The sequence below is a fragment of the Streptomyces sp. NPDC058773 genome, from assembly GCF_042746015.1.
GTDB lineage: Bacteria > Actinomycetota > Actinomycetes > Streptomycetales > Streptomycetaceae > Streptomyces.
Genome location: NZ_JBHYPE010000007.1, coordinates 214,185 through 239,643, shown reverse-complemented (window position 1 = coordinate 239,643; position 25,459 = coordinate 214,185). Strand labels below are relative to the sequence as shown.

General features: G+C 71.8%; 18 protein-coding genes and 3 pseudogenes. 6 read left to right on the top strand and 15 right to left on the bottom strand.

The window, feature by feature from the left end; genetic code table 11:
• Nucleotides 1-369 precede the first annotated feature (369 nt).
• The gene (locus tag ACFW5B_RS09445) at nt 370-1,911 is read right to left on the bottom strand and encodes an AMP-binding protein (RefSeq protein ID WP_386435732.1); all 1,542 of its coding nucleotides are present in this window, start codon (nt 1,909-1,911) and stop codon (nt 370-372) included.
• Nucleotides 1,912-2,181: 270 nt separating this feature from the next.
• Nucleotides 2,182-2,490: pseudogene (locus ACFW5B_RS09440) on the bottom strand (hypothetical protein); the annotation flags it as partial.
• 528 nt (nt 2,491-3,018) lie between these two features.
• On the opposite strand from ACFW5B_RS09440, the gene ACFW5B_RS09435 reads away from it, so the two are divergent.
• The gene (locus ACFW5B_RS09435) at nt 3,019-3,582 is read left to right on the top strand and encodes a GNAT family N-acetyltransferase (protein ID WP_386435729.1); all 564 of its coding nucleotides are present in this window, start codon (nt 3,019-3,021) and stop codon (nt 3,580-3,582) included.
• A 178-nt stretch (nt 3,583-3,760) separates the two neighbouring features.
• Here ACFW5B_RS09435 and ACFW5B_RS09430 read toward each other — a convergent pair.
• The 6 genes and pseudogenes from ACFW5B_RS09430 to ACFW5B_RS09405 all read right to left on the bottom strand — a co-directional run.
• Nucleotides 3,761-4,654: pseudogene (locus ACFW5B_RS09430) on the bottom strand (sterol carrier protein domain-containing protein); the annotation flags it as partial.
• 236 nt (nt 4,655-4,890) lie between these two features.
• Nucleotides 4,891-6,150, bottom strand: coding sequence for an XdhC family protein (locus tag ACFW5B_RS09425; protein ID WP_386435726.1), 1,260 nt, complete (start codon nt 6,148-6,150; stop codon nt 4,891-4,893).
• Between the two features lie 38 nt (nt 6,151-6,188).
• Nucleotides 6,189-7,646 (bottom strand): NCS2 family permease, encoded by a 1,458-nt coding sequence (locus ACFW5B_RS09420; protein ID WP_386435723.1) that lies wholly within the window; start codon nt 7,644-7,646, stop codon nt 6,189-6,191.
• A 244-nt stretch (nt 7,647-7,890) separates the two neighbouring features.
• Nucleotides 7,891-10,302, bottom strand: a complete 2,412-nt coding sequence (locus ACFW5B_RS09415) for a xanthine dehydrogenase family protein molybdopterin-binding subunit (RefSeq protein WP_386435720.1) — start codon at nt 10,300-10,302, stop codon at nt 7,891-7,893.
• A 5-nt stretch (nt 10,303-10,307) separates the two neighbouring features.
• Nucleotides 10,308-10,904: a (2Fe-2S)-binding protein gene (locus ACFW5B_RS09410; RefSeq protein ID WP_386435717.1), complete on the bottom strand. Its 597-nt coding sequence runs from the start codon at nt 10,902-10,904 to the stop codon at nt 10,308-10,310.
• Nucleotides 10,895-11,782, bottom strand: coding sequence for an FAD binding domain-containing protein (locus tag ACFW5B_RS09405; protein WP_386435714.1), 888 nt, complete (start codon nt 11,780-11,782; stop codon nt 10,895-10,897). Before ACFW5B_RS09405 ends, ACFW5B_RS09410 begins: the two co-directional genes overlap by 10 nt.
• A gap of 258 nt (nt 11,783-12,040) precedes the next feature.
• On the opposite strand from ACFW5B_RS09405, the gene ACFW5B_RS09400 reads away from it, so the two are divergent.
• From ACFW5B_RS09400 to ACFW5B_RS09390, 3 genes are all read left to right on the top strand, one after another.
• Nucleotides 12,041-13,705, top strand: coding sequence for a PucR family transcriptional regulator (locus ACFW5B_RS09400; protein ID WP_386435711.1), 1,665 nt, complete (start codon nt 12,041-12,043; stop codon nt 13,703-13,705).
• Nucleotides 13,706-13,980: 275 nt separating this feature from the next.
• Nucleotides 13,981-14,823, top strand: a complete 843-nt coding sequence (locus ACFW5B_RS09395; RefSeq protein WP_386435708.1) for a hypothetical protein — start codon at nt 13,981-13,983, stop codon at nt 14,821-14,823.
• 451 nt (nt 14,824-15,274) lie between these two features.
• A complete protein-coding gene (locus ACFW5B_RS09390; protein ID WP_386435705.1) occupies nt 15,275-16,150 on the top strand; it encodes a hypothetical protein in 876 nt (291 codons plus the stop codon).
• Between the two features lie 18 nt (nt 16,151-16,168).
• Here the strand turns inward: ACFW5B_RS09390 and ACFW5B_RS09385 are convergent, their stop codons facing one another.
• The 6 genes from ACFW5B_RS09385 to ACFW5B_RS09360 all read right to left on the bottom strand — a co-directional run bounded on the left by ACFW5B_RS09385 (nt 16,169) and on the right by ACFW5B_RS09360 (nt 22,928).
• Entirely contained in the window at nt 16,169-16,864 is a 696-nt protein-coding gene (locus ACFW5B_RS09385) for a GntR family transcriptional regulator (protein ID WP_386435702.1), read from the bottom strand.
• 304 nt (nt 16,865-17,168) lie between these two features.
• Nucleotides 17,169-18,161, bottom strand: coding sequence for a TolB family protein (locus tag ACFW5B_RS09380; RefSeq protein WP_386435699.1), 993 nt, complete (start codon nt 18,159-18,161; stop codon nt 17,169-17,171).
• Complete coding sequence (locus ACFW5B_RS09375; protein ID WP_386435696.1) at nt 18,158-19,426, bottom strand: MFS transporter; 1,269 nt, start codon at nt 19,424-19,426, stop codon at nt 18,158-18,160. Before ACFW5B_RS09375 ends, ACFW5B_RS09380 begins: the two co-directional genes overlap by 4 nt.
• Before the next feature lie 181 nt (nt 19,427-19,607).
• Nucleotides 19,608-20,510 (bottom strand): alkaline phosphatase family protein, encoded by a 903-nt coding sequence (locus ACFW5B_RS09370; RefSeq protein ID WP_386435693.1) that lies wholly within the window; start codon nt 20,508-20,510, stop codon nt 19,608-19,610.
• A 121-nt stretch (nt 20,511-20,631) separates the two neighbouring features.
• Nucleotides 20,632-21,837: a S8 family peptidase gene (locus ACFW5B_RS09365; RefSeq protein WP_386435690.1), complete on the bottom strand. Its 1,206-nt coding sequence runs from the start codon at nt 21,835-21,837 to the stop codon at nt 20,632-20,634.
• Between the two features lie 146 nt (nt 21,838-21,983).
• Entirely contained in the window at nt 21,984-22,928 is a 945-nt protein-coding gene (locus ACFW5B_RS09360) for a LuxR C-terminal-related transcriptional regulator (RefSeq protein ID WP_386435687.1), read from the bottom strand.
• A 367-nt stretch (nt 22,929-23,295) separates the two neighbouring features.
• On the opposite strand from ACFW5B_RS09360, the pseudogene ACFW5B_RS09355 reads away from it, so the two are divergent.
• Both ACFW5B_RS09355 and ACFW5B_RS09350 read left to right on the top strand, forming a co-directional pair.
• A pseudogene (locus tag ACFW5B_RS09355) lies at nt 23,296-23,466 on the top strand (MFS transporter); the annotation flags it as partial.
• A gap of 245 nt (nt 23,467-23,711) precedes the next feature.
• Nucleotides 23,712-24,812, top strand: coding sequence for a DUF2637 domain-containing protein (locus ACFW5B_RS09350; RefSeq protein ID WP_386435684.1), 1,101 nt, complete (start codon nt 23,712-23,714; stop codon nt 24,810-24,812).
• 40 nt (nt 24,813-24,852) lie between these two features.
• Here the strand turns inward: ACFW5B_RS09350 and ACFW5B_RS09345 are convergent, their stop codons facing one another.
• Entirely contained in the window at nt 24,853-25,218 is a 366-nt protein-coding gene (locus ACFW5B_RS09345) for an ATP-binding protein (protein ID WP_386435681.1), read from the bottom strand.
• Between the last annotated feature and the right edge of the window lie 241 nt (nt 25,219-25,459).

Genomic DNA, 25,459 nt, shown 5'->3' with positions numbered 1-25,459 from the left:
CCCCCGATAGCCGGTTCCCTCGTGGGTTTGAACGTGACACGAGAAGGCGTACCCAGTCCAGCAGCACTTCGGTCACATGTGCCGCCCCGTGCCATCGAGCTTCAGAAGAAGGTTCTCAGGCCCCCGTTGCGGGCGCGGCGGGCGTCGCGTACGGATTCCCCCAGGGCGGCCATCGGGTCCACCGGCGGCTGCGGCTCAACAGGGGGCGCCGCCGTGCGTCTGCGGCGGGGGTGTCGACGAGGAGGTTCAGCGCCTGGGAGGCAGGCTGGACAGCAATCACAGGGTTCATGGGGCGTGCAACCGCTCGACGACGACAGTCGGGCCGCATCTTTCGTCGGCCTCCGCGCCTGCGGCCTTACGGCCGGCCAGTCAGTTGACTCCTCGCTCACTCCCTGACCAGTACGGCTGCCGGAGCTTGAACTTCTGGATTTTTCCCGTGGCCGTCCGCGGAATGCTGTCGCGGAACTCCACGGAAGTCGGGGCCTTGTAGCCGGCCATGTGCTGCTTGCAGTGGGCGATGATGTCGGCCTCCTGTGCCGTCGCACCCTCCGCGAGGACCACGAGGGCCTTGATGGTCTCGCCCCACTTCTCGTGTGGCACGCCGATGACGGCGACCTCGGCGACCGCCGGGTGGCTGAAGATCGTGTCCTCCACCTCGATCGACGACACATTCTCACCGCCGGTGATGATCACGTCCTTCTTCCGGTCCGAGATCGTCAGATGGCCATCGGTGTTGTCGATGGTTCCGCCATCGCCTGTGTGGAACCAGCCGTCCTCAAGAGCCGCCGACGTCTCCTCCGGTTTGTCCCAGTACCCGTCGAGCACCGTATTCGAGCGGGCCAGGACCTCGCCGGAGTCCGAGATCTTCATCTTGACGCCGAGCGCGGGCAGCCCCGCCCGGGACAGCTTGCGCGCCCGCTCCTCCGCGGAAAGCCCTGCGTCGCCGGGCCGGGTCCGGTTGAAGGTCAGCAGTGGCGAGGTCTCGGTGAGGCCGTAGATCTGCATGAATTCCCAGCCCAGTTCCTCCCCCATCCGCTGGATCACCTTGCTTGGAGGCGGGGCCCCAGCGCAGATGACGCGTACGCGGTCGCGGCCCGGGATCTCGCCGTCCCACCTCGCCGCGGCATCCAGCACCATGTTCCACACAGTCGGCGCACCGCACATGAGCGTGACGCCGTGCTCGTCGACGCGTCGCAGGATCTCGGTGCCGTCGACCTTGCGCAGCACCACCTGCTTGACGCCCAGTCCTGCCATCACATACGGCATGCCCCAGCCATTGCAGTGGAACATCGGCAACGTGTGCATATAGACATCGCGTTCCCATGCCCGGGTGTGCAGGCCGAAGGTCAGACCGTTGACCCAGATATTGCGGTGGGTCAGCTGCACGCCCTTGGGCCGGGCGGTGGTACCCGACGTGTAATTGATCGTCGCGGTGGCGTCCTCGTCCGGGTTCGACCACGGACGCGGATCCACGCCGAACCGCATCAGCTCGGTCTCGGTCTGCTCGCCGAGAACGAACCGGTGACGCACCTTGACGCCGGACAGTGCGGCATCCAGCTCCGGGTCGACGACCAGGACCGAGGATCCGCTCTGCTGGACCACGTATGCGACCTCTTCCGGCTTGAGGCGGAAGTTCACCGGCACGCAGATCCGGCCGCTCATCGGCACCGCGAACAGCAGCTCCAGCATCCGCGCGGAGTTGTGGCCGGCCACCGCCACCCGCTCCCCCTCGCCGACCCCGAGCGCATCCAGCCCCGCCTGCCACGCACGGACTCGTTCGCCGAACCGCCCATACGTCGACACGGGCACCGGCGGGGCGGGCTGATGCGGCTCGTCGACCACCCCCGGGCTGTCGTGGAAGCCCAGCTCGGCCCGGTCGAGGAAATCCGCGATCGTCATCGGTGTCCGCATGCTCTCTCCTGTGCTCGGATTTACGGGGAACTCACGTGTCTGAAGTGGAGTGTGGCGGCTGCCGGAGGCGCCTGGGGCGGAGCGGCGGATTCCGCAACGGCAACGTCAGGCAGCCAGCGGCAATGGGAAAGGAATGCCCCCTGGTCCGGACGCCTCGAAGACATCGTCGGCGCGTCCGACGTAGGTGATCCAGCCGTCGCGGTCGCGGATGCCGATGTCGCCGGTGCGGTCGTAGCCCTCGGACATCGCCTCTTCGGTGCGTGCCGGGTCCCCGTGGTGGCCGGTCTGGGCGGACAGCCAGTTGGCGGCCTGGGCGGAGCGGCGGCGCATCGCGTCGAAGCTCAGCTTGGTCTCGGTGCCGTCCTCCTCGACGAGGTGCAGCGCGGTGCGGTCGTTGCCGTGGGCGAGGGGGTCGAACCAGTCCAGGGCCCGGTTGAAGTGCTCCGGACGGGGCCGGCGGAGCGCCTCGCGGCCCGCGTCGTCGTCCTCCCCGTGCCGCAACAGGAGATCGCGCGCCGCCCGGAACTCCTCGGTGGCGGCCGGTGTGCGACCCGCCGCCCGGTCTTCGGTGTCCGTCATGTGTCCTCCTCATCGCCGCACCGCTCCCTGCCATCGTGTAATCAGGGGCGCAGTTCTCACCACCCCCGAATGGGGGGGAAGCGGAGGATTCGGCGTACGGCTCGCCCCGGGTGCGAACGAGACGGCGGACGTACGGGCGGCGCTGTCTCGGCTGCGGCGGACCACCGGACTGCCGGTGGCATTCGGCGGCCTGCTGTCCGGCGGGAGGCGCACGGTGAGCTGCGCGGGCCGGTACGGAGACCGCGGTGCTGCGCGGCCGTAAGGGCCCGCGGGCGGGCCGGCCCTCCCCCGTGAAGGCCGGTCCGCCCGTCGGCGGGCCACTTGCCGGCGGTCAGGGTGCCCGCCGCGCCCCAGCTGTCGGTGGGCACCTCCTGGATCCAGACCGTGACGGTCTCGGCCGGGGACCCGGTAGGCGTCCACGAACGCATCGGTGATCTGCTTGACCAGCTGCCGCTTCCGCTCGACGGTGCGCCTTGCCGGCCGGTCAATCCCGTTGCCGCGAGGGCGCCGCCCGGACAACATCCCCCCATGATCGATGCCACCGCACTCGCCGAGAAGCCGGTGCTCACCGGCGCCCGGGTCCGTCTCGTGACGCTGTCGGCCCGGCATGCGGCCGCCTTTCACGCCGCCTGCCAGGACCCGGAGACGCGCCGGCTGACCGGCACCCACCACGACTTCACGCGCGCGGAGCTGGGGACCTGGTGCGCGGGCAGCGCCGACCGCCCGGACCGTCTCGACCTCGCCATCGAGGACCGGGCGACCGGTGACTTCCTGGGTGAACTCGCCCTGAGCCGGATCGATCCGCCCAACGCCCACGGGGTCTTCCGGATCGCCCTCGTTCCGGAGGCCACCGACCGCGGTATCGGCAGCGAGGCGACCCGTCTGCTGCTCGACTACGCCTTCGACCGGGTGGGCCTGCACCGGGTGCAGCTGGAGGTCTACGACTTCAACCCGCGGGCCCGGCGGGCATACGAGAAGTGCGGCTTCGAGGTGGAGGGCCGGATGCGGGAGGCGCTCCACTGGGACGGTGCGTGGTATGACGTGCTGGTGATGGCGGCGCTGCGGCGGGGGCGGGCCGGGGGCGAGGGCTGACGGCCGGGAGGAGCCGGGCAGGCACGGGCCGAGGGCCGGGACGGGGCACGGGCCGAGGGCCGGCACGACGGACGCCCCGGCCCTCAGCCCACATCCGCGCCCACGCCAGCGCCCATGCCCACACCCGCACCCGCACCCGCACCCGCACCCGCACCAGCGCTCACGCCCGGGCCGCCGCTCAGTCATTCCCCCCGGTGAACGGCAGCCACTCCGTCTCCAGCGCGGCGTCCAGGCGGCGGACCGCGTCCGGGGTGTGCTCGGTGAGCAGTCCGGCGTGGGCGAAGCGCCGCAGCGGAGTGCCGCCGAGGTAGCGGGACGCCAACTCCCGTACGTCCAGGGAGAGATCGGGCGTCTCGTCGGTGGGCCGCCAGGTGGCGCCGTCCGGGCCCGCGGTCAGCCGGAAGCGGCCCGCGTTGGCCGGCAGGGCGGTGTCGCGCAGATCGAGGACGAGGTCGACGGGGGCCGCCCAGGAACGGGCGGTCAGCGCGGCGCCGACGTCCACCAGCCGCAGCCACATGGCGGGTTCCTGGCGGGTGACGCGCACCTGGTCGCGGTCGGCGGCGAGGTGCAGGAGCGGTTCGTCGGCGGGGCAGTCCTGCATGCGGACCGTCGAGGTGAGGTCGATCGAGGCGAGGTAGGACCACAGGGCGGCGGCGGCCGGTGCGGTGTCCGCCGCCAACTCCTCGGCGAGGACCGCTCCGGGGCGGTTCTCGCCGGGGCCGCGGGTGCGGTAGACGGCATAGCCGGCGGGCACCTCGCCGGACGCGCCCAGCACCACCACCCGCGCCGCGCCGAAACCGTCCCGGTCGTCGCCGCCGCGCGCCCCGTCGAGGTCCAGCACCTGGGTGCGCCACCACGCCGCGTCGCGGGTGAAGCGGCCGGCCCGCCGCGGCAGGGTCGCGTCATAGCGCGGTGCGAGCACGGCGGGTGCCTCGGCCGGGTCGATCAGGCGCAGCGGGCGGCGGTCGGGGGCGATGCGCAGCGCGAGCGGGCGCGAGGAGTCGATCTCGATGCGGTGCGACTCGGTGGCGGCCCCGAAGCCGAAGCGGCCGTAGATGGCGCTCTCGGACGCCCAGAGGCAGGCCCGTCACTGGTCACCCAGGGAAGCTAACCCGGAGGCCGGGGAGCTTCACCCGGTTTTCGCGGCGGGGGCGGGGTGTTGCGGGTTCCCGTTGCCGGGGCGGACCCGCGAGCCCGTACGGGAGCGGACCCGTGAGCCCGTACGGGAGCGGACCCGCTGCGGCTCCGCCGCCCCCTGGGCCTCCCTCGCGCCGACCGGGCCCCGCCCCTCCCCGCCGGCACCGCGCCTCAGGCCACCGACCCGATCCGCCCCAGCGACCGGCCCGTGTCATGGTGGATGGGCGTGTGCGCGCCGGTCAGCGGGACGCCGGTGCCGCCGCGGCGGTTGGCGACGATCTCGGCGGCGATGGACAGCGCGGTCTCCTCCGGGGTGCGGGCGCCGAGGTCGAGGCCGATGGGCGAGCGCAGCCGGTTCAGTTCGAGCTCGGTCAGTCCGACGTCCCGCAGCCGCTTCAGGCGGTCCAGGTGGGTGCGGCGCGAGCCCATCGCGCCGACGTAGGCGACCGGGAGCTTGAGCGCCCGCGCCAGCAGCGGTACGTCGAACTTGGCGTCATGGGTCAGCACACACAGCACCGTGCGGGAGTCCAGCTGCTGGGAGTCGAGATAGCGGTGCGGCCAGTCGACGACGATCTCGTCGGCGTCCGGGAAGCGGGCCCGGGTGGCGAAGACCGGGCGGGCGTCGCAGACGGTGACGTGGTAGTTGAGGAACCTGCCGACCCTGACCAGCGCGGCGGCGAAGTCGATGGCCCCGAAGACGATCATGCGGGGCGGGGGGACGGCGGACTCGACGAGCAGGACGACGGGCTGGCCGCAGCGCGATCCGCTGCGCCGCGCGCCGTCGTCGCCTTCCGCTTCCTCGCCGGGCGCGAGGCCCGTGCCGATCTCCAGGCCGGTGGTGCGCCCGGCGTCCAGCAGGGCGCGGGTCTCCTCGATCGCGGTGCGGTCGAGGGCGGGGTGGCCGCCGAGAGTGCCGGTGTGGCTGCCGTCGGGGCGCACCAGCAGGGCGCGGCCGAGGAGTCCGGCGGGGCCCTGGACGACCCGGGTGACCGCCACCGCCTCGCCCGACGCGGCGGCGGCCAGGCCGGCGGCGAGCGTGGCGGCAGTGGTCTCCAGGCGTGCCGCGCTCTCCGCCCGCTCCCCCGCGCCACCGCTGTCGGCGGCGGTCGCGGGGGCGCTCGTCCGGACCGGCTGGACGAGGATGTCGATGATGCCGCCGCAGGTCAGACCCACGGCGAAGGCGTCCTCGTCGCTGTAGCCGAAGCGCTCCAGGACCGGTTCGCCGGTCTGCAGCGCCTGCTGGCACAGTTCGTACACCGCCCCCTCCACGCAGCCGCCGGAGACCGACCCGATCGCGGTGCCGTCACTGTCGACGGCCAGCGCGGCCCCGGGCTGGCGGGGCGCGCTGCCGTTGGTGGCCACCACGGTGGCCACCGCGAACTCGCGGCCCTGCTCGACCCACCGGTGCAGCTCTTCGGCGATGTCCAGCATGTCGGTCTCCTCACGGACGGGGGGAGCAGGCGGGGCGGTTACTTGACGCCCAGCCACTGCTCGATCGGATGGAGCGAGAAATAGACGGTGAAGACGGCGGTCAGCACCCACATGAAGCCGCCGACCTCGCGCCACTTGCCCTGTGCCGCCTTGATGGCGGTGTAGGCGATGACACCGGCGCCGACGCCCGCGGTGATGCTGTAGGTGAACGGCATCAGGGCCACGGTAAGGAAGACCGGGATCGACACCGAACGGTCCCGCCAGTCCACATGGCCCGCGGCACTCATCATCATCGAGCCGATGACGACGAGGGCGGCCGAGGCCACCTGCGCCGGGACCAGTTGGGTGAGCGGGGTGAAGAACAGGCAGGCTGCGAAGAACAGCCCGGTGACGACGGACGACAGGCCGGTACGCGCCCCCTCGCCGACACCGCTGGCCGACTCGATGAACACGGTCTGGCCGGACGCGCCGGTGAGGCCGCCGATGGCCCCGCCCGCGCCGTCCACGAACAGCGCCTTGGACAGGCCCGGCATCCGGCCCTTGTCGTCGGCCAGTTTGGCCTCGGTGCCGACGCCGATGATGGTGGCCATGGCGTCGAAGAAACCGGCCAGCACCAGGGTGAAGACGATCATGCCGACGCTGAGCGCGCCGATGGAGCCCCAGCCGCCGAACTCCACCTGGCCGAAGAGCCCGAAGTCGGGCATCGCGACGGCGCTGCCGGACAGCTCCGGAGGCGTACCGCCCCAGTCCTTGGCCGTCAGCCCGCCGAGCCGGGTCGCCCCGATGGCCAGGACGCTGCCGACGACGATGCCGATGAGGATGGCGCCGGGTATTTTGCGGGCCTGCAGCATGAAGATCAGCAGCAGGGTGACGCAGAAGAACAGGACCGGCCAGCCGGACAGCTGGCCGTTCAGGCCGAGGGTGACCGGGCCGCCTTCCCCCTTGCCCACGAAACCGGCCTTCACCAGACCCAGCAGGGCCACGAACATCCCGATGCCCATGGTGATCGCGTGCTTGAGCGCGAGCGGGATGGCGTTCATGATCATCTCGCGCAGGCCGGTGACCACCAGCAGACAGATGATGACGCCGTACACCACGCACATCCCCATGGCCTGCGGCCAGGTCATGTTCGGGACGACCTGGGCGGTCAGCGCGGCGGAGACGTTCAGACCGGCGGCCAGCGCCAGCGGCACCTTGCCGATGAAGCCCATCAGCAGTGTGGAGACCGCCGCGGCCAGCGCGGTCGCGGTGACCACGCCCGCGTGCGCGAGGGTGTGGTGCGCCACGTCCTCCGTCGAGAGGATCAGCGGGTTGAGCAGCAGGATGTAGCACATCGCCATGAAGGTGGTGATGCCGCCGCGCACCTCTTGCGCGAGCGTCGATCCTCTGTCGGATATGTGGAAGTACCGGTCGAGCCAGGAGCGGCCGGCGGGCTGGCGCGAGCCGGCGCCCGCGTCTTCCGCCGTCGTCCTCGGCTCGGTGGACTGCTGGGTCATGGTGCCTTACTCCCAAGGTTCAAAGGGGCACTCGCATCGCGAGATTTGGGATGGAACTTCGGCTGCACGACCCGGGGGACGGCCCGAGACGAACGTGAGGGGGACTGGCTCCGGCGGACCGGAGCAGCGACTGCGTACTGCGGGGGCCGCGGTCTCCGGACGGTGCGCGGAGGAGGACGGACAGGGACACCCCTGACACGCACCGCCCGGAGACCGTTGTCCGGGGTCGCCCCCGGACGGCTCTCTATGTGCCGGTGAGGTGCTCGGGGCGCACCGGCGTCTTGTTGAGCTCCAGCCCGGTCGCGTTCCGGATCGCCGCGAGGACGGCCGGGGTGGACGACAGGGTGGGGGCCTCGCCGATGCCGCGCAGCCCGTACGGGGCGTGCTCGTCGGCGAGTTCGAGCACATCGACCGGGATGGTCGGTGTGTCGAGAATCGTGGGGATGAGGTAGTCCGTGAAGGAGGGGTTGCGCACCTTCGCGGTCTTGGGGTCGACGAGGATCTCCTCCATGACGGCCACGCCCAGGCCCTGGGTGGTGCCGCCCTGGATCTGGCCGACGACGGACAGCGGGTTGAGCGCCTTGCCGACGTCCTGGGCGCAGGCCAGCTCGACGACCTTGACCAGGCCCAGTTCGGTGTCCACCTCGACGACCGCGCGGTGGGCGGCGAAGGAGTACTGGACATGGCCGTTGCCCTGGCCGGTCCGCAGGTCGAACGGCTCGGTCGGGCGGTGCCGCCACTCCAGCTCCAGGTCGACCGCCTCGCCCTCCAGGACGTCCGTCAGATGCGCCAGCACCTCGCCGCCGTCGGTGACGACCTTGCCGCCCTCCAGCAGGAGTTCGGCGGTGGCCCACGCCGGGTGGTAGGTCCCGAACTTGCGCCGGCCGATGTCGAGGACCTGCTCCCGGACGTGCTCACAGGTGTTCTTGACCGCGCCGCCGGTGACGTAGGTCTGCCGGGAGGCGGAGGTCGAACCCGCCGAGCCGACCTGGGTGTCGGCCGGCTGGATGGTGACCTGCTGGACCCCCAGCTCCGTACGGGCGATCTGGGCGTGGACGGTGACGCCGCCCTGGCCGACCTCCGCCATCGCGGTGTGGACCGTGGCGACCGGCTCGCCGCCGACGACCTCCATCCGCACCCGGGCGGTGGAGTAGTCGTCGAAGCCCTCGGAGAAGCCGACGTTCTTGATGCCGACGGCGTAGCCGATACCGCGGACCACGCCCTCGCCGTGGGTGGTGTTGGACAGCCCGCCGGGCAGCGCGCGGACATCGGCGCCCGCACCGGCCGTCACCCACTGCTGCTCCGGGGGGAGCGGCATCGCCTTGACACGGCGGAGGAGTTCGGCGACCGGGGCCGGGGAGTCGACCGGCTGGCCGGTGGGCATCAGGGTGCCCTGTTCCATCGCGTTGAGCTGCCGGAACTCGACCGGGTCCATGCCCAGCTTCTGGGCGACCTTGTCCATCTGCGCTTCGTAGGCGAAGCACGCCTGGACCGCGCCGAAGCCGCGCATCGCGCCGCAGGGCGGGTTGTTGGAGTAGAGCGCGATGGCCTCGATGTCGACGTCGTCGACGGCATAGGGGCCGACGGCGAGCGAGGAGGCGTTGCCGACCACGGCCGGGGAGGCGGACGCATAGGCGCCGCCGTCCAGCACGATCCGGCACTTGAGGTGGGTGAGCTTGCCGTCCTTGGTGGCGCCGTGCTCGTACCAGAGCTTCGCCGGGTGCCGGTGGACGTGGCCGAAGAAGGACTCGAACCGGTTGTAGACGATCTTGACGGGCTTGCCGGTGCGCAGCGCCAGGAGGCAGGCGTGGATCTGCATCGACAGGTCCTCGCGGCCGCCGAACGCGCCGCCGACCCCGGACAGCGTCATCCGCACCTTGTCCTCGGGCAGGCCGAGGACGGGCGCGATCTGGCGCAGGTCGGAGTGCAGCCACTGGGTGGCGACATAGAGGTCGACGCCGCCGTCCTCACCGGGCACCGCGAGCCCGGACTCCGGGCCCAGGAAGGCCTGGTCCTGCATGCCGAAGACATACTCGCCCGAGACGATGACATCGGCCTTCTTGGCGGCCTCGCCGGCGTTGCCGCGGATGATCGGCTGGCGGTGGACGATGTTCGGGTGCGGTACGTGACCGATGTGGTGGTCGGTGCGGTTCTCGTGGACGAGCGGGGCGCCCTCGGCGGTGGCGGAGGCCTCGTCGGTGACGACCGGCAGCTCGGCGTACTCGATCCGGATCTTGGCGGCGGCGCGGCGGGCGGTCTCCGGGTGGTCGGCGGCGACCAGCGCCACCGGCTCGCCGTGGTGGCGCACCTTGCCGTGCGCGAGAACCGGGGTGTCCTGGATCTCCAGGCCGTAGTTCTTCACGTCGGTGGGCAGGTCGTCGTAGGTCAGCACCGCGTAGACGCCCGGGGTGGCCAGGGCCTCGGCGGTGTCGATGGAGACGATCTCGGCGTGCGCGACGGTGGAGCGCAGGGTGAAGCCCCACAGCATGTCCTCGTGCCACATGTCCGAGGAGTAGGCGAACTCGCCGGTCACCTTGAGGGTGCCGTCGGGCCGCAGCGTGGACTCGCCGATACCGGCCTTGGTCCGGCCGCCCTGGGTGAGGTTGGTGGGCGTGCGGCCCGGGGCGGTGGCGAGTCGTGGTGGCGTACCGGCCATGATGCTCAGGCCCCCTGTCCGGCGGTCGGCTGCGCGCCGCGGGCGGCCGCCAGCCGGACCGCGTCGAGGATCTTCTCGTAGCCCGTGCAGCGGCACAGGTTGCCCGACAGCGCCTCACGGATGTCGGCGTCCGACGGGGAGTCGTTGCGCTCCAGCAGCTCGTCCGCGGCGACCAGCAGTCCCGGGGTGCAGAAGCCGCACTGGACCGCGCCGGCGTCGATGAACGCCTGCTGGATCGGCGAGAGCGCCTCGTGCTCACCGGTCGAGGAGTCCGCGGGCCGGGCCTGCCACTGCCGGGCCTCGTCGAGGCCGGTGCCGCAGGTGCCGTTGGCGCAGCCGCCCTCGGCGCGCTGCCTGGCGAAGTCCGCCAGTCCCTCGACGGTCACCACGTCGCGGCCCTCGACCTGGCCGGCGGCGACCAGACAGGAGCACACCGGCACGCCGTCCAGACGGACCGTGCAGGAGCCGCACTCGCCCTGCTCACAGGCGTTCTTGGAACCCGGCAGGCCCATCCGCTCGCGGAGGACGTACAGCAGGCTCTCGCCTTCCCAGACGTCGTCGGCCTCCTGGCGGCGGCCGTTGACGGTGAATGTCACGCGCACTGGGCGCTCCTCTCGTTGCCCCGGTAGGACTCCCAGGTCCAGCCGAGGGTGCGGCGCGCCATGATGCCGACCGCGTGCCGGCGGTAGGCGGCGCTGCCGCGCACATCGTCGATCGGGTTGCAGGCGCCGGCGGCGAGCTGCGCGAACTGCTTGGCGACGGACGGCGGAACGGGCTTGCCGGACTCCCAGAAGCCGCCCTCCTCCAGCGCCGCGGTGAGGAAGTCCTCGGCCTCGCGGGCCCGTACGGGGGTGGGCGCGGCGGAGCCGATGCCGGTGCGCACCGTACGGCTCCCGGGGTGCAGCGCGATGCCGAAGGCGCAGACCGCGATCACCATGGCGTTGCGGGTGCCGACCTTGGAGAACTGCTGCGGACCGTCGGCCTTCGGCAGATGCACCGACCGGATCAGTTCGTCGGGCTCCAGGGCGTTGCGCTTGACGCCCACGTAGAAGTCGTCGACCGGGATCATCCGGCGGCCGCGTACGGACTCGGCCTCGACCTCGCCGCCCGAGGCGAGCAGCGCGGGGTGTGCGTCCCCGGCCGGGGACGCGGTGCCGAGGTTGCCGCCGACGCCGCCGCGGTTGCGGATCTGCGGGGAGGCGACCGTGTGCGACGCCAGGGCCAGGCCCGGGAGTTCGGCCCGCAGGTTCTCCATGATCTGGGTGTAGGAAACGGAGGCGCCCAGGCGTACGGTCTTCTCGCCCACCTCCCACTCGCTCAGGTCACCGATGCGGTTCAGGTCGAGCAGGTACGCGGGGCGGCGGTGATCGAAATTGATCTCGACCATCACGTCCGTGCCGCCCGCGATGGGCACAGCGGTAGGGTGCTCGGCCTTGGCGGCGAGCGCCTCCTCCCAGCTGGCGGGGCGAAGGAAGTCCATCGTTGGCCTCTTCTGCGAATCGGTCTTCGTTACTCATGGTGAGCACGCCGGGCTCACATCGCCATGGAGCCGTTCATGTCTCGTTAACGGTTGAGCCTTAGTGAACGCGCCCCGGACCGGCCCGGTGCAGTCACCGAAACCATGAAGCGGTTGGCTGGCCAAGGGGCCCGTCTTGTAGATTCGAACGAAAGACGAGGATCTGAAACCTCGCGGCATTCCACCGGCAACACCACACAGCACAGAACGGCGGGCGAGGTCATGCGGCTCCGCGCACTCCTGGACACCCCAACCCTCGGCCTCCGGCTGCTCGGGGGCGAGGACGAGCTGGACCGCACGGTACGCGGCGTGATGACCACCGACCTGCGCGACCCCAGCCGCTACCTCTCCGGCGGCGAACTGGTGCTGACGGGGCTGGCCTGGCGCCGCGCGCCCGAGGACTCCGAGCGGTTCGTCCGCATCCTGGCCGCCGCCGGGGTCGCCGGACTCGCCGCGGGCGAGGCGGAACTGGGCCAGGTCCCGGACGACCTGGTGACGGCCTGCGCCCGGCACCGCCTGCCGCTGTTCTCGGTCGTCGAGGACGTCTCGTTCGCCTCCATCACCGAGCACGTGGTCCGCCAGGTCTCCGGCGAACGGGCCGGTGACCTCGCGGCCGTGGTGGACCGTCACCGGCGGCTGATGACGTCGGGCCCCACCGGCGGCGGTCCGGAGGTGGTCCTGGACCTGCTCGGCTCCGACCTGGATCTGCGGGCCTGGGTGCTCTCCCCCACCGGCCGGCAGATCGCCGGCTCGACGCTGGCCGGCGCCGGGCCCGAGCTGTCCGCCGAACTGGCCGCCCGGCTCGCGGGCGAGCATCTGGCCGCCGCCCGCAGCGGCCGCCGCGGCCCGCAGCGCGTCACGCCGGAAGGGGGCGCAACCTTCTCGCTGTTCCCGATCCGCCACGAGGGCCGTGACCTGCGGCAGACGCTGCTCAGTGACTGGCTGCTGGCCGTCGAGGCGGACGCCGGCGACTGGCCCGCGGAGCGCCTCGACCTGCTGCACGGTGTCACCCAGCTGATCGCCGTGGAACGCGACCGGCGCGACGCCGCCCGTACGGTCCGCCGACGGCTCGCCCAGGAAGTCCTGGAGCTCGTCCAGACCGGTGCGCCGCCCGCCGAGATCGCGGCCCGGCTGCGGGTGGCGGCCCCGGTGCTGCTGCCCGGACTGGGCACCGCGCCGCAGTGGCAGATCGTGGTGGCCCGGGTCGAGTGGGAGGACGGTGACGTCCCCGGCGGCCCGGTGGCACAGAGCCTCCTGGAGGAGGTCCTGGTCGACCCGGGCACCTTCGGTCCGGAGCCCTCCGACCGGATCGCGGTGGCGCACACCGGCGACGAGGCGGTGGCGCTGGTGCCGCTGCCCGTCCCGGACGAGCCCGGGGACTCCTCGACGGCCGGTCTGCACGCCGACCAGCTGCTGGCCGTCGTCCGGGAGCCGCTGGGCCGCGGTCTGGCGGACGACGGGCGGCTGACGGTCGGGGTGAGCGCCTCGGTGCACTCCGCGGAGGGGCTGCGCGGCGCGCTGGAGGAGGCCCGGCACGCCCGCCGGGTCGCCGCCGCCCGTCCGGGCCGGGTCTGCGCCGCCGGGCACGAGGAGCTGGCCTCGCATGTGCTGCTGCTGCCGTTCGTGCCGGACGACGTCCGCCGGGCCTTCACCGCCCGCCTCCTGGACCCGCTGCGCGACTACGACCGCCGGCACCGCGCCGAGCTGATCCCCACGCTGGAGGCGTTCCTCGACTGCGACGGCTCCTGGACCCGCTGCGCCGGCCGCCTCCACCTGCACGTCAACACGCTCCGCTACCGGGTGGGCCGGATCGAGCAGCTCACCGGCCGCGACCTGTCCCGCCTGGAGGACAAGCTCGACTTCTTCCTCGCCCTGCGGATGAGCTGACGGCAACGGCCCCGGCCGGGACGCCGGGACTGCGCCGTCCGGGGTCATCCGATCGGGCGGCACCCGTTCCCGGCCGCCGGCCGCGGGCCGGGCGCAACGCGCCACGGCGCACCTGATCATCACTGCGCCCCCTGTCGAAACCGTGCACCGAGTGATTGTGAAAACATTCACTCGCCCCCTTGGCCCCGCCACGGATTCCGTGCTGAGATTCGCCCACGGTCTCCAACTTCCGGCTCAATGGCGCGCTAGGGGAGGGCAATGTGGCGGATACCGCCATGTCAGGATCCGATCCGGTCCGTTCTGCGGATCCGGTATCGATCGCGGTACCGGGACCCGCATCCGCACCGGAGGCACCCGCGGACGGCACGGTCGAGGGGGACGATCCCCTGGACCGTGCCGTCTGGCGTTTGCGCTCCCGCGGCTGCTGGAGCGACGCGGCCGCGCTGCTGGAACGGCACGCCGTCCGGCACGCCCCGTCCGCACTGCGTCGCGCCGCGCTCCTGGTGGAGCGCTGCATGTTCACCGCCACCGGCTGGGCGGAGGCGGAGGACGCGCTGCGCACCGCCGAGGCCCTCGCGAGCGACGACGACGAGCGGGGCGGCGCCGCCTGCGAGCGCGGCCATCTCGCCTACGCCGCCACGGTCCTGCACTTCCGCGACCGGGCCGACGAGGCGCGTTCGGCGCTCGGCCGGGCCGCCGCGCTGCTGGCGCCCGCCGCGCCCGGCCGCCCGCTGCTGGACTTCCGCCGCGGGCTGATGGCCGAGCATGTCGCCGACAGCCCGGACGCGGCGCGCGCCGCCTACCGCCGTGCGCACGCCGGCGCCACCGCACACGGCGACACCCTGTTGCTGTCCTTCACCTGGCGTCACCTGGCCGGGCTGGCGCTGCGCGACGGCGAGGTGGCGGAGGCCCGGCACGGTTTCGCGGAGTCGCTGCGCATCCGCGAGGAGCTGGGCTTCCTCATCGGCACGGCACCGGCCCTGGCGGCGCTGGCGGACGCCGCCCCGGACACCGACGCACCCCGGCTGCGCGCCGAGGCGGCCCGGCTGTTCCGACTCATGGGCGGCGTACCGACCTGGCTCGCCGACCACCTGTCCGCCGCCGTCCCGGCAACGTAAGGGGACACCCTGGGACCCCTCGCCCACCACGGCCAACCACGCGCCGCCCGCGCGTGGTTGGCCGCCGCCCGTCCCTCACCGTCCACGCCGCCGCACCCGCCACCCTTGCCGCTGCACCCGCCGCCGCTCCCCCATGCCCGCTTCTGCCGCTCGCCGTCAACCCCCCGTCGTCGGCCATGCCGGCTCGCGCCGCGATTGGCCGGATCTGAACGGTCCCCGCGGCGGATCGGCCGGGGCGTGATGGTTGCCGGCCACGCGTTCGGTCGACGAGCCGGGGGAACCATGAGGTGGGACCATGGGCCGAAGGCCTGGGGCCGCGGTGTTCCATCCCGCCCCACTGGCCCCGAGAATGGCCGCAAGTCGCACTGTGAGGCGGCGACGGGGACTTGGATGCTGGTCCGGGACCGGCTGGGCCCCCACCCACTGGCACAGCCTTGACAGGAGGCCATAGATGACAGCAGGAGTGACGAATACGACCACTGGCACCGACTGGGGCAAGGCGGATTTCGAGGCGATTTACAACTGCCCGGATCCCCGTCGGTACTTCACCACACTGAACCCCCTGGACTACCAGATTCCGCACCACGGCCAAGCGGTCTTCCGTGCCGTGGCCGAGACCCTCCAGCGGCACCGCAGCGACCGCCCCCCACTGAACGTGGTCGACCTCTGCTGCTCGTACGGGGTCAATGCCGCGCTCCTCAACCACCGGCTGTCCCTCTCCGACCTCTACGGCCGCTACGCCGCGCCCGGTCCGGGGATGCCCACCACCCGCCAACTCATCGACGAGGACCGCACGTTCTTCGCCAACCGGCGGCGCGCCGCGCCCTTCCGGATCACCGGCATCGACTCGGCGGACCGCGCGGTCGGCTACGCCCGGTCGGTCGGCCTGCTGGACCACGGCTTCGCGGAGAACCTGGAGCTCGACGAGCCGAGCCCGGAGCTGCGGCGGGTCCTGGCCGGCACCGATCTGATCACCGTCACCGGTGGCGTCGGCTACATCACCGCGCGTACCTTCGGCCACCTCATCGACAATGTGTCCGCACCGCCCTGGATCGCCGCGTTCGTGCTGCGGACGGTGTCCTACCAGCCGGTCTCCGCACTGCTGGCGCGGGCCGGCCTGGTGACGGAGAAGCTCACCACCCGCACGTTCCGGCAGCGCCGGTTCGCCGACGACGGCGAGCGGCGGGCGACCTTCGACGCGCTGGCGGGCCTCGGCCTGTCCACCGCGGGCAAGGAGAGCGACGGCTTCTACCACGCCGAGCTCTATCTGTCCCGGCCCGCCGCCGATGTCGCGGCGCTGCCGCTGGAGGAGCTGCTGCCCGACTGAGCCGCCGGACGGCAGGGCTCAGTGCGGGTGCCGGGCCACCGAGACATGCTCACGGGTGATCCGCTCGACGACCGCGTACTCCTGGGCCACCAGGGCGTCGAGCAGCGCCGTGTGCTCGGAGGCATCGGCCAGCAGCTCGGCCGTACGCAGCCGGGAACCGCCGGCCGGCCACTGGGAGCGGCGCAGCAGATCGCCCGCGACCTCGGTCAGCCGGCGGTTGCCGGTGAGCGACATCAGGGCGACGTGGAAGGCGTGGTCGGCCTCGGCGTAACCGACCCGGTCCCCGCGGGCGGCGGCCGCCACGCCCGCCGCGGCGAGCGGGCGCAGTTCCTCCCAGCGCTCCGGGGGCAGCGCCCGCGCCAGCCGGACGACGGCGGGCACCTCCAGCATCCGCCGGACCTCGGCCAGCTCGGCGAGGTCGCGGGAGCTGCGCTCGGCGACCCGGAAGCCGCGGTTGGGCACGACCTCGACGGCGCCCTCGCCCGCGAGCTGCTGCATGGCCTCGCGGACCGGGGTCGCGGAGACGCCGTAGCGCTCGGCGAGCGCGGGCGCGGAGTAGACCTCGCCGGGGGTCAGCTCCCCGCCTACCAGCGCATGGCGCAGCGCGGCCAGCACCTGGCCGCGGACGGAGTGCCGCCGGGGCGCGTCAGGGCCGGGCTGCGCGGGCACCCACGCCCGCACGACCTGCTCCTGTTCCGCTGTGCCCTGTTCCATGACGGATCCTCCTGACGTTCTCCAGCACCTTAGGCGGCGCGGGCCACAGTACAAATCCGTGCGCCGGTCCCGGAACCGCGCCGGCCCGCCGGGACGGCCGTCCGACGGGCATCGGCGGAGACTTCGGGCAAGGTAAGCCTTACCTGCCAATGATCGCGATTCGGCGGTCTCCCCATGGCTTCTGCGCTCGCCGCCCCGGCCGCGCCCCACCCCGTCACGGCCTACGCCCGGCTCTCCGCAGTCTTTCCCGGTCCGGCTCACGGCCACCGCCTGACGGGCCCGTGCGGTCAGGCCGCCCCGCGGTTCACGTCGCGCCCCCGAGCGCCGCCGGCGAATCGGCGTCGTGCAGCAGCATCCGCGGTGTCCCCGAGCCGTCGGCCGGCACCCGCCAGACGTCGGCGCGGCCTTGCCCCCTGGGCAGCGCGTACGCCACGGTGCGCCCGTCGAGCCACGCCGCCTGGTCGTCCACGGAACGCGTCTCGGCCAGCGGCGTGACCCGGTTCGTGGCCACATCGAGGACGGAGAGCCGCCAGCCGTGCGAAGGCTGGTCGTCGCGGGCCGACTTGAAGGCGATACGGGTTCCGTCCGGGGACAGCGAGGGGCACTCGACGTTCGCGCGGAGCGCGCGCAGGGTGCGGTGTGCGAGGTCACCGCGGACCAGGTAGCGGTGGCCCTTGGTGGACAGGGTCGCGTAGAAGTGCCGGTCGTCGGGGGCGAAGGTGACACCCCAGATGTTGACGTCGACGGCGGTGTAGGGCTTGCCGTGCAGCGTGACGTGCCAGTCCTCCAGCGTCGGGACGAGCCGCTGCGTACGGGTGTCGAGGATGCCGGCCCGGGTGGAGAAGCGGCCGCCGTTGTAGGAGTCACCTGCGACGAAGACCGTCCAGGCGACCATACGGCCACTGGGCGACACCCGGGCCCGGTTGGGAACCCCGACCAGCGGAAGGGTTCTGCGCACCTTCAAGTGCCGGTTCATCACGGCGAGTTGATAGGTCTTGAGGCCGTCATCCAGGCGCAGGCACAGGGCGGTGCCGCCGGCCGCGTAGACCCGGGCGCAGGTGACCGGTGAGGTGACGCGCCGCGCCCCGGGCCGGCCGGCGCCGACGGAGATCAGATGGTCGCGGCTGCCGGGGGCCGTGCTGCGGGCGATGATCCGCGGACCGGGGGCGACGGACATCGCGGAGGCCGCACCGGCGGCCGCGGTGGGCCGGGCGGCATGACGGATCGCCAGCGTCGCCAGAACGGCGAGGACGACGGTGGCCACGGTCACCAGGAGCAAAGGGGTACGCCGGTTCATACGGCGGCCTCCTCGGCGCGGCGGCGGGCCAGGGCGCCCGCGGTGAAGGCGAGGGCCGGCAGTACGGCGCAGGCGGCCACCGCGGTGGCGGGTCCGGCGCCCCACTGCGACCAGGCGGCGCCGAAGGCAACCGACGATCCGAAGTAGGCCAGCGCCTGGACGGTCTGCACCAACGCCATTCCGGTGGTGCGCAGTTCGGGCGGCAGGACGGGCCCGGCGAGCGCCATGAGGACGCCGTCGGTGGCGGCGTAGAAGGTGCCGTAGCAGCAGAGCACGAGGACGGTGGCGGCCGTGCCGGACAGCGGGGAGCACAGCAGCACGTAGACGGCGAAGAGCATGCCGTAGCCGCAGATCAGCATCGGTGTGCGGCCGATGCGGTCGGCGAGGGCGCCCAAGGGGGCGGCGAGCAGGAGGTAGACGAGGTTGGTGCCGACGGCGAAGAGCGGGAACCAGCCGGCCGGCATGTTCTGGCGGTGCATCAGCTGGAGGTAGACGAAGCCGTCGCCGATGGTGGTGAGTCCCAGCAGGCCGGCCGCGTACACCAGTCGGCGGACGCCGCGCCGGCGCAGCAGGTCGCCGACGGCGCGGGGGCTGACGGTGCGGGTGGCGGGCCGCGCCGCACGGTGGTCGCGGGCGAATGCCAGCAGGACGACGACGGCCAGGGCGGCGATGCAGAAGCTGGTGAAGAAGATCGCGTCGAAGGCGCCGGGCGAGGCCGCCCCGATGAGCGAGAGCAGGCCCAGGGCGACCAGCGGGCCGGCGAACGCGCCCGCGCTGTCCATGGCCCGGTGCAGACCGAAGGCCCGGCCCAGGACCGGTTCGGGCACCGAGAGGGAGATCAGGGCGTCGCGCGGCGCGCTCCGCAGCCCCTTCCCGGTCCGGTCGCCGACGATGACCGCGCCGAGCGCCCCCACCGAGGACCCGGCTGCCACCAGCCCGAGTTTGGCGAGCGCCGAGATGCCGTATCCGGTGGCGGCGACCGCCTTGCGGCGCAGGGTGCGGTCGGCGACATAGCCGCCCACCAGGCGCAGCAGGGCAGTGGCGCCGGTGTAGAGACCGTCCATCAGACCGTAGGCGGCCGGGCTCATCTGGAGGGTGAGAACGAAGTAGAGGGGAAGTACGGCGGTGACCATCTCCGCGGAGATGTCGGTGATCAGGCTCACGGCGCCCAGCGCCAGAACGTTGCGCCCGACGGCCGCGAAGGCGGTACGCGGTGCGGTGCCCGCGCCGTCCTTCGGTGCTCGGTCGATGGTGGACAGGTACACGGTCGAGGTCCCCGCCTTTCGTACTGCTCGGTCTGCTGCATCTGATGCATCTGGTCCATCAGGTCCAACTGGTCCCTCAGGCCCACTGGCCCATCAGGTCCACCTGGTCCATCTGCCCCTCCGGCCCGCCCGGTCCGGGGCCGCCGCCGGGTGACGAGCGGCGGCCCGGGCCGGGTTCAGGTCACTCCGAGGTCCAGATGTCGCCGAGGGCCGACTTGTCCGCCGCGCCGCCGAGCGCCGGCAGGCCGTACATGTCCTCCAGCGTGCGCAGGACGCTGTAGTGGTTGATCTGCTGCTGCGACTCGTAACCGGCCTTCACATGCGCGCCCACGAAGGAGGTGTAGATCTGGTTGACGGAAGTGAAGTTGTCCTCGTCGAAGGTCACCACCAGCAGGCTGTTGTGGGTCTTGGCCCACTGCGCGTAGTCGTCGAGATTCTCCTTGAGCCAGCTGTCCCCGGTCCCGACCGAGCAGTCGTGCATGTCGTGGCACATGTCGGGCACCACGTACGACACCGTCGGCAGCTTGCTGTAGTCCGACGGGAAGCTGGAGAACGGCAGGTGGTGGGCGGAGTCGCCGACCGTCGGGAAGTCGGCCCAGGGGGCGTGCTTACGGCGGTAGTTGCCGCTCTTGCAGCCGGTGTAGCCGGCGCTGGGCAGGCCCTCCGAGTACGCCTTGAAGGTCTTGCCCGCGTCGATGAGCTGCTGGCCGAGGTTGCCCTTGGAGAAGTCGTTCGGGCAGCTGTCGTCGTCGACGCCCTGCATCGAGCCGGAGAACATGCCGATGTAGTTCGGCTGGCTGGGGTGGGTCAGGCCGAACGAGTTGGCGGACAGGGCGCCTTGCTTCGCGAGGGAGTTGAGATAGGGCGCACCGGAACTGCCCTTGATGGACGTGTAGTTCTTGTTCTCGAACGGCACGATCACGATGTGGTCGTACTGCGGCAGCGAGGCGTCCGCCGCCGTGGCGGACGCCACCGTCGTCGTGCGCCTGCCACTGTGCTCGTCCGCTTCGGACGCGAAGGCGCTGGCGGCCACCAGTGTCAGGGCCACCGCGGCGGCCGTGGTGGCGAGGTGGGCGAAACGCATGGGGTACCTCCTGAGGGCAGGACGGGAACGGGATGTGCGGTGGAGCCGTGGGGGGGTGGAGCCGTGGGGGGTGAGGGAGTGACGTACGAGCGGGGCGGCGTCCCCGAGGGGGCGGCCGGCGTTACGGCGCGCCCAGGCCGCCGGTGAAGAGCAGCCGGTTGGGGCTGCCGCTGCCGGCGTCGGAGACCTTGCCGTCCGTGGCGTTGTCGATCAGGACCTGGTGGACCTCCGCCGGGGAGGCATCCGGGTGCGCGGAGAGGTAGAGGGCGGCGGCGCCGGCCACATGCGGTGCGGCCATCGAGGTGCCGGTGAGGCTGTGGGTGTCGGTGTCCCCCGTGTTCCAGGCCGAGACAATGTCCGTTCCCGGGGCGAACAGGTCCGTGCAGGGGCCGTAGTTGGAGTCGGAGCGGCGCCGGTCGGCGGAGGTGGCGTTGTTCACGACGAGGGCGGCATCGATGTCACCGGGCGAGTTGTTGCAGGCGTTGTCACCGTCGTTGCCCGAGGAGACGACCCAGGTGACCCCGGCGGCGATGGACTTCTTGATCGCGCTGTCCTCGCTGCTGTTCCTGCCGCCGTTGATGCTCATGTTCACCACCGCGGGCTTGGCGGCGTGAGCGGTGATCCAGTCGGCGGCCGCGATGATCGACGACGACGAGCCCTTGCCGCTGCAGTTCAGCGCGCGCACGGACACCAGCCTGACGCCCTTGGCCACGCCGTAGTCCTTGCCGCCGATGGTGCCGGCGACATGGGTGCCGTGACCGGCGCAGTCCTGTCCGTTCTGCCCGTCGCCGACCTCGTCGGCCCCTACGGACGCCCGGCCCTGGAACTGGCTGTGGGAGGTGCGTATCCCGGTGTCGACGACGTACGCCGTGACGTCGCTCGCCGTCGAGGCGTACGAGTAGCTCCGGTCCAGCGGCAGGGCCTCCTGGTCCACCCGGTCGAGCCCCCACGACGGCGGGTCGCTCTGGACGGCGGAGGCACGGACCTCGGCGTCCTGCTCCACGTAGTCGACACCGGGATCGGCCGCCACCCGTCGCGCCTGGTCGGCGGTCATCGCGGCCGAGTAACCCTTGAGCACCGTCCCGTAGGTCTGCTGGACGGCGCCGCCGTGCGCCTTCACGAGGCGGGCGCTCTCATCCTTCACCGAACGGGCCGACAGCGCACGGTCCTTGAGGACGACGATGTACCGGCCCGGGAGGGCGTGACCGGAGGTGCGGACGGCGGCAACGGACGGCGCGTCCTCCGCGTGGGACACATAACCGGCGAGCAGAGGCGCCGCCGCCGCGAGGGCGACGACCGTGGCGAGCCTTGATATGCGCAGGGGCACAGCAACTCCAAGGGGGATAGGAAGCCCGGAAACCCCGGGCCCCCCTTGGTGTACCGCCCGCTCAAGGCCAGTGGCGGCACAGCTGTGTCAGTGGCACAGATGCGCAACCCGCGCCCGCCCCCGCTCCCCCCGTCCGGCTTGCGCCCTCAGATCCACTCCTTACGGGCCGCGTGCAGGGCGAGTTGGAACCGGCTGGTGGCGCCGGCCAGCTGGTAGAGCCGCTCCGTGTGACGGGAGAGGGTGCGGCGGCTGATGCCCAGCAACTGCGCGATGGTGTCGTCGGTGACCCCCGTCCCCATCAGCTCCAGAATGCGGCGCTGCACGGGACGCAGCGCGGGCGGCACCTGCTCGCTGAGGTGCATGGGGTGGCCGGAGCGCCACGCCGTCTCGAACAGCCCCAGGAGCGCGGTCAGCAGACTCGACGGCCGCACCAGGAGCAGCGCCTCGTTGGACTCCGCCTCGACGGACGACATCGAGACGATCGCCAGCCGCCGGTCGAAGACCGTGAGTTTGACCGGGACCACCGACAGCACCCGGGCCTGCTCCCCGGCGGCAATGCACGGCCCGATATTGACCTCATAGTAGGTACAGTTCCGCACCGCGGAACTGGAATACACCACCCGGTACTCCACCCCCCGTTTGAGGTTTTCCACCTCTACGTCATTCGCCCCGCCGTCGGTGTGATAGGGCGGCGAATCAAATCGCACCACTTCGGACTCCACCGCCCTCTCGAACTGCCAGATGCGATCCACGATCTGCGGCCCCGTCACCACTTCGACGAGATCGTCGGTCATCTGTGCGCCGTTACAGCGCCGATAATCGCGATAGGCGTGCAGCGCCGCCAGCTGAGCCTCCCGGACCTCGGCCGACCGGATGTGCACCAGACGGTCGAGCGCGATGCTGGGCTCCGTCGGAGACAGCGGAGCGTCGCAGTCGGCCCCACCAGCGACCACCAACCCCAGCTCGATCAGCCGCCCAACGGCATCCTCCACCTCCCCGCGCTCCCATCCCAGCAGCTCCCCAAGATTCCCCGCACTGCTCCTCCCGGCCTGCAACAGCACCTGAAACAGCTCGGCCTCCCGCCGAGCCACCCCGAGATCCCTCAGATATGCCGCCAAATCCCTGTCATTCACATGAACCCCCGGTGAAGTGGCTGGAATTACGTCGATCGACGAAGAGCCCACGACGGCCGCCATCGTGCCACGCAAAGATCAACCGTCAAGTTGAATGCGCAGTTAATTCCAAAAAACACCCAGGAAGGATTTCTTTCGGGGCGGTCCGAGCTCTACGGGTATCACCCGAAGCGCCCTAAAGCACCTTCAGAGCAACATTTCTGATGGGCATGCAGAACCATCCACCTCGCCGGATTCCACCTCACAGGCATCTTCATCCGGTCAGCCCCCGGGTCCAGACCCAGTCGGCCGACGGTCCCGTTCCGGCACGTCCAGGGCGGCGACCGCGCACGACCACGGCATGCCGGTGACGGTGGCTTCTTCTCTCCTGGCCATCGTGGGGATCTTCAATGTGGTGGGCACGATTTCCTCCGGCCGGCTCACCGACCGCAGCAACCCCCGCTGGCTGCCCGGCAGTTACTGCGCACTCCGTGGTCTGTTGTTGAGGTTCCTGCCTGCCGGGCGCGCACAGCTGACAGACGCGGCGTGGCTCGGCCCCGCGCCCGAGCGCCTCGCGCCCCACGCCACCCCCATCAGAGTGATCCGAATCGAACGCAACTCACCTTGAATGAATCACAGTTCGAAATCGGAGTGGCTCAATCGCACCCCTTGGCGTCCTCTTGTTCCGAAACCCTCTGGGCGCGGGGTGGATTCCGCCAGGATGTCGCGGAAATCGCGTACCCAAGGCAAAGGGATCCCAGAATGAGAATGACCGACATATCGCTGGATTGGCTGGTTCCCGGTGCCCTGCTGCTCGTCGGCGTGCTGGCGGCCACGGCGTTGGTGGTGCGTGGGAAGCGGGCGGCTGCCAAGTCCGCCGGGGAGGACTCCTGGGAGCGGAGTGAGGAGCGGCGCCGTCGGAAGGAGGCCGTTTTCGCCTCGGCCTCCTATCTGTTGCTGTTCTGCTGTGCGGCGGTCGCCGCCGCGCTGTCCTTCCATGGGCTGGTCGGATTCGGCATGCAGAACCTCGGGCTGTCCGGTGGCTGGGAATATCTTGTGCCGTTCGGGCTCGACGGTGCGGCGATGTTCTGCTCCGTGCTCGCCGTACGGGAGGCCAGTCACGGCGATGCGGCGCTCGGGTCGCGGATGCTGGTGTGGACCTTCGCGGGCGCCGCGGCGTGGTTCAACTGGGTGCATGCACCGCGCGGTCTGGGCCACGCGGGTGCACCGCAGTTCTTCGCCGGGATGTCGCTGTCGGCGGCGGTCCTCTTCGACCGGGCGCTCAAGCAGACCCGCCGGGCGGCGCTGCGTGAGCAGGGGCTGGTGCCGCGGCCGCTGCCACAGATCCGGATCGTCCGCTGGCTGCGCGCGCCCCGCGAGACCTTCGCCGCCTGGTCGCTGATGCTGCTGGAAGGCGTACGGACGCTGGACGAGGCGGTCGAGGAGGTCCGCGAGGACCGGCGCGAGAAGGAGCAGAACCGTATCCGCCGGCGCGAGCAGGGCAGGCTCGACCGGGCCCGCATCAAGGCCATCAACCGGCAGCACCGCGCCTGGGGCATCGGCCGGGGCGGCGGCCGGCAGGTGGCGGTGCCGCAGGCGGCCATGGCACAGGCGGCGCCCGCGGAGATGGCCGGCGCCGACCCTGCCATAGCCGGCGAGCCGCAGCCGCTGCTCACCGGAGAGCTGCCGGTGCCCTCCCGCCCGGCCCTCAAAGCCGTCTCGGGCGCTGAGGCCGAAGGCGCCGGGGCCCCGGCCGGGCCCCCGCGGGCCGTGGATCTCACCGCGGAGGACGACACCCAGACGATTCCCCGTCTGGACTCCCTGGAGGAGAAACTCGCCGAGATCGAGCGGCAATTCGGCTGACCGGTGGCGGACCGCGCCGTCCGGGGCCCTCGCCCCTGGGTCAGGCCGGTCCGCCGCCCAGCTCGAACCACACGCTCTTCCCGATGCTCTCGGTGCGTATCCCCCAGGCGTCGGCCAGGGCGCGCACCAGCATCAGCCCCCTGCCGGACGTCCCGTCGGTGGTGGGTGCGCGCGGCTCGGGCCGTCCGGGGACAAAGTCCCGCACCTCCACCCGCAGCCGGTCGCTGACCCTGGCCGTGACGACGGCGCCGCCCTCGGCATGCACCAGGGCATTGGTGACCAGCTCGCTGGTGAGCAGGGTCGCGACGTCCACCAGCTCACCCACCCCCGGCACCGTCCAGCGGCTCAGCAGCTGGCGCAGCTCCCTGCGCACCTCGCCGACGGCCGTCAGATCCGCATGCCGCACCCTCCGCTCCAGCACTCCCGGTGCTCGCGCGGTGGTCCCCCCGTTGCGGCCCCCCTCGGCCGTTTCCTGCGTTCTCTTCCGTTCCTCGCGCCGCACAGGCTGACGCATTCTCTCCCCCGCCCCCAACGAACCTCGGCGCTCTGCCTCGAACAGCCTCACGGTCAGCATGCCCATCGGATCTCCCGCCATGCTTCGGCGCGCCGCCTCGGCTCATCACCGCCGCTTGCCGAGCCGCCACTCG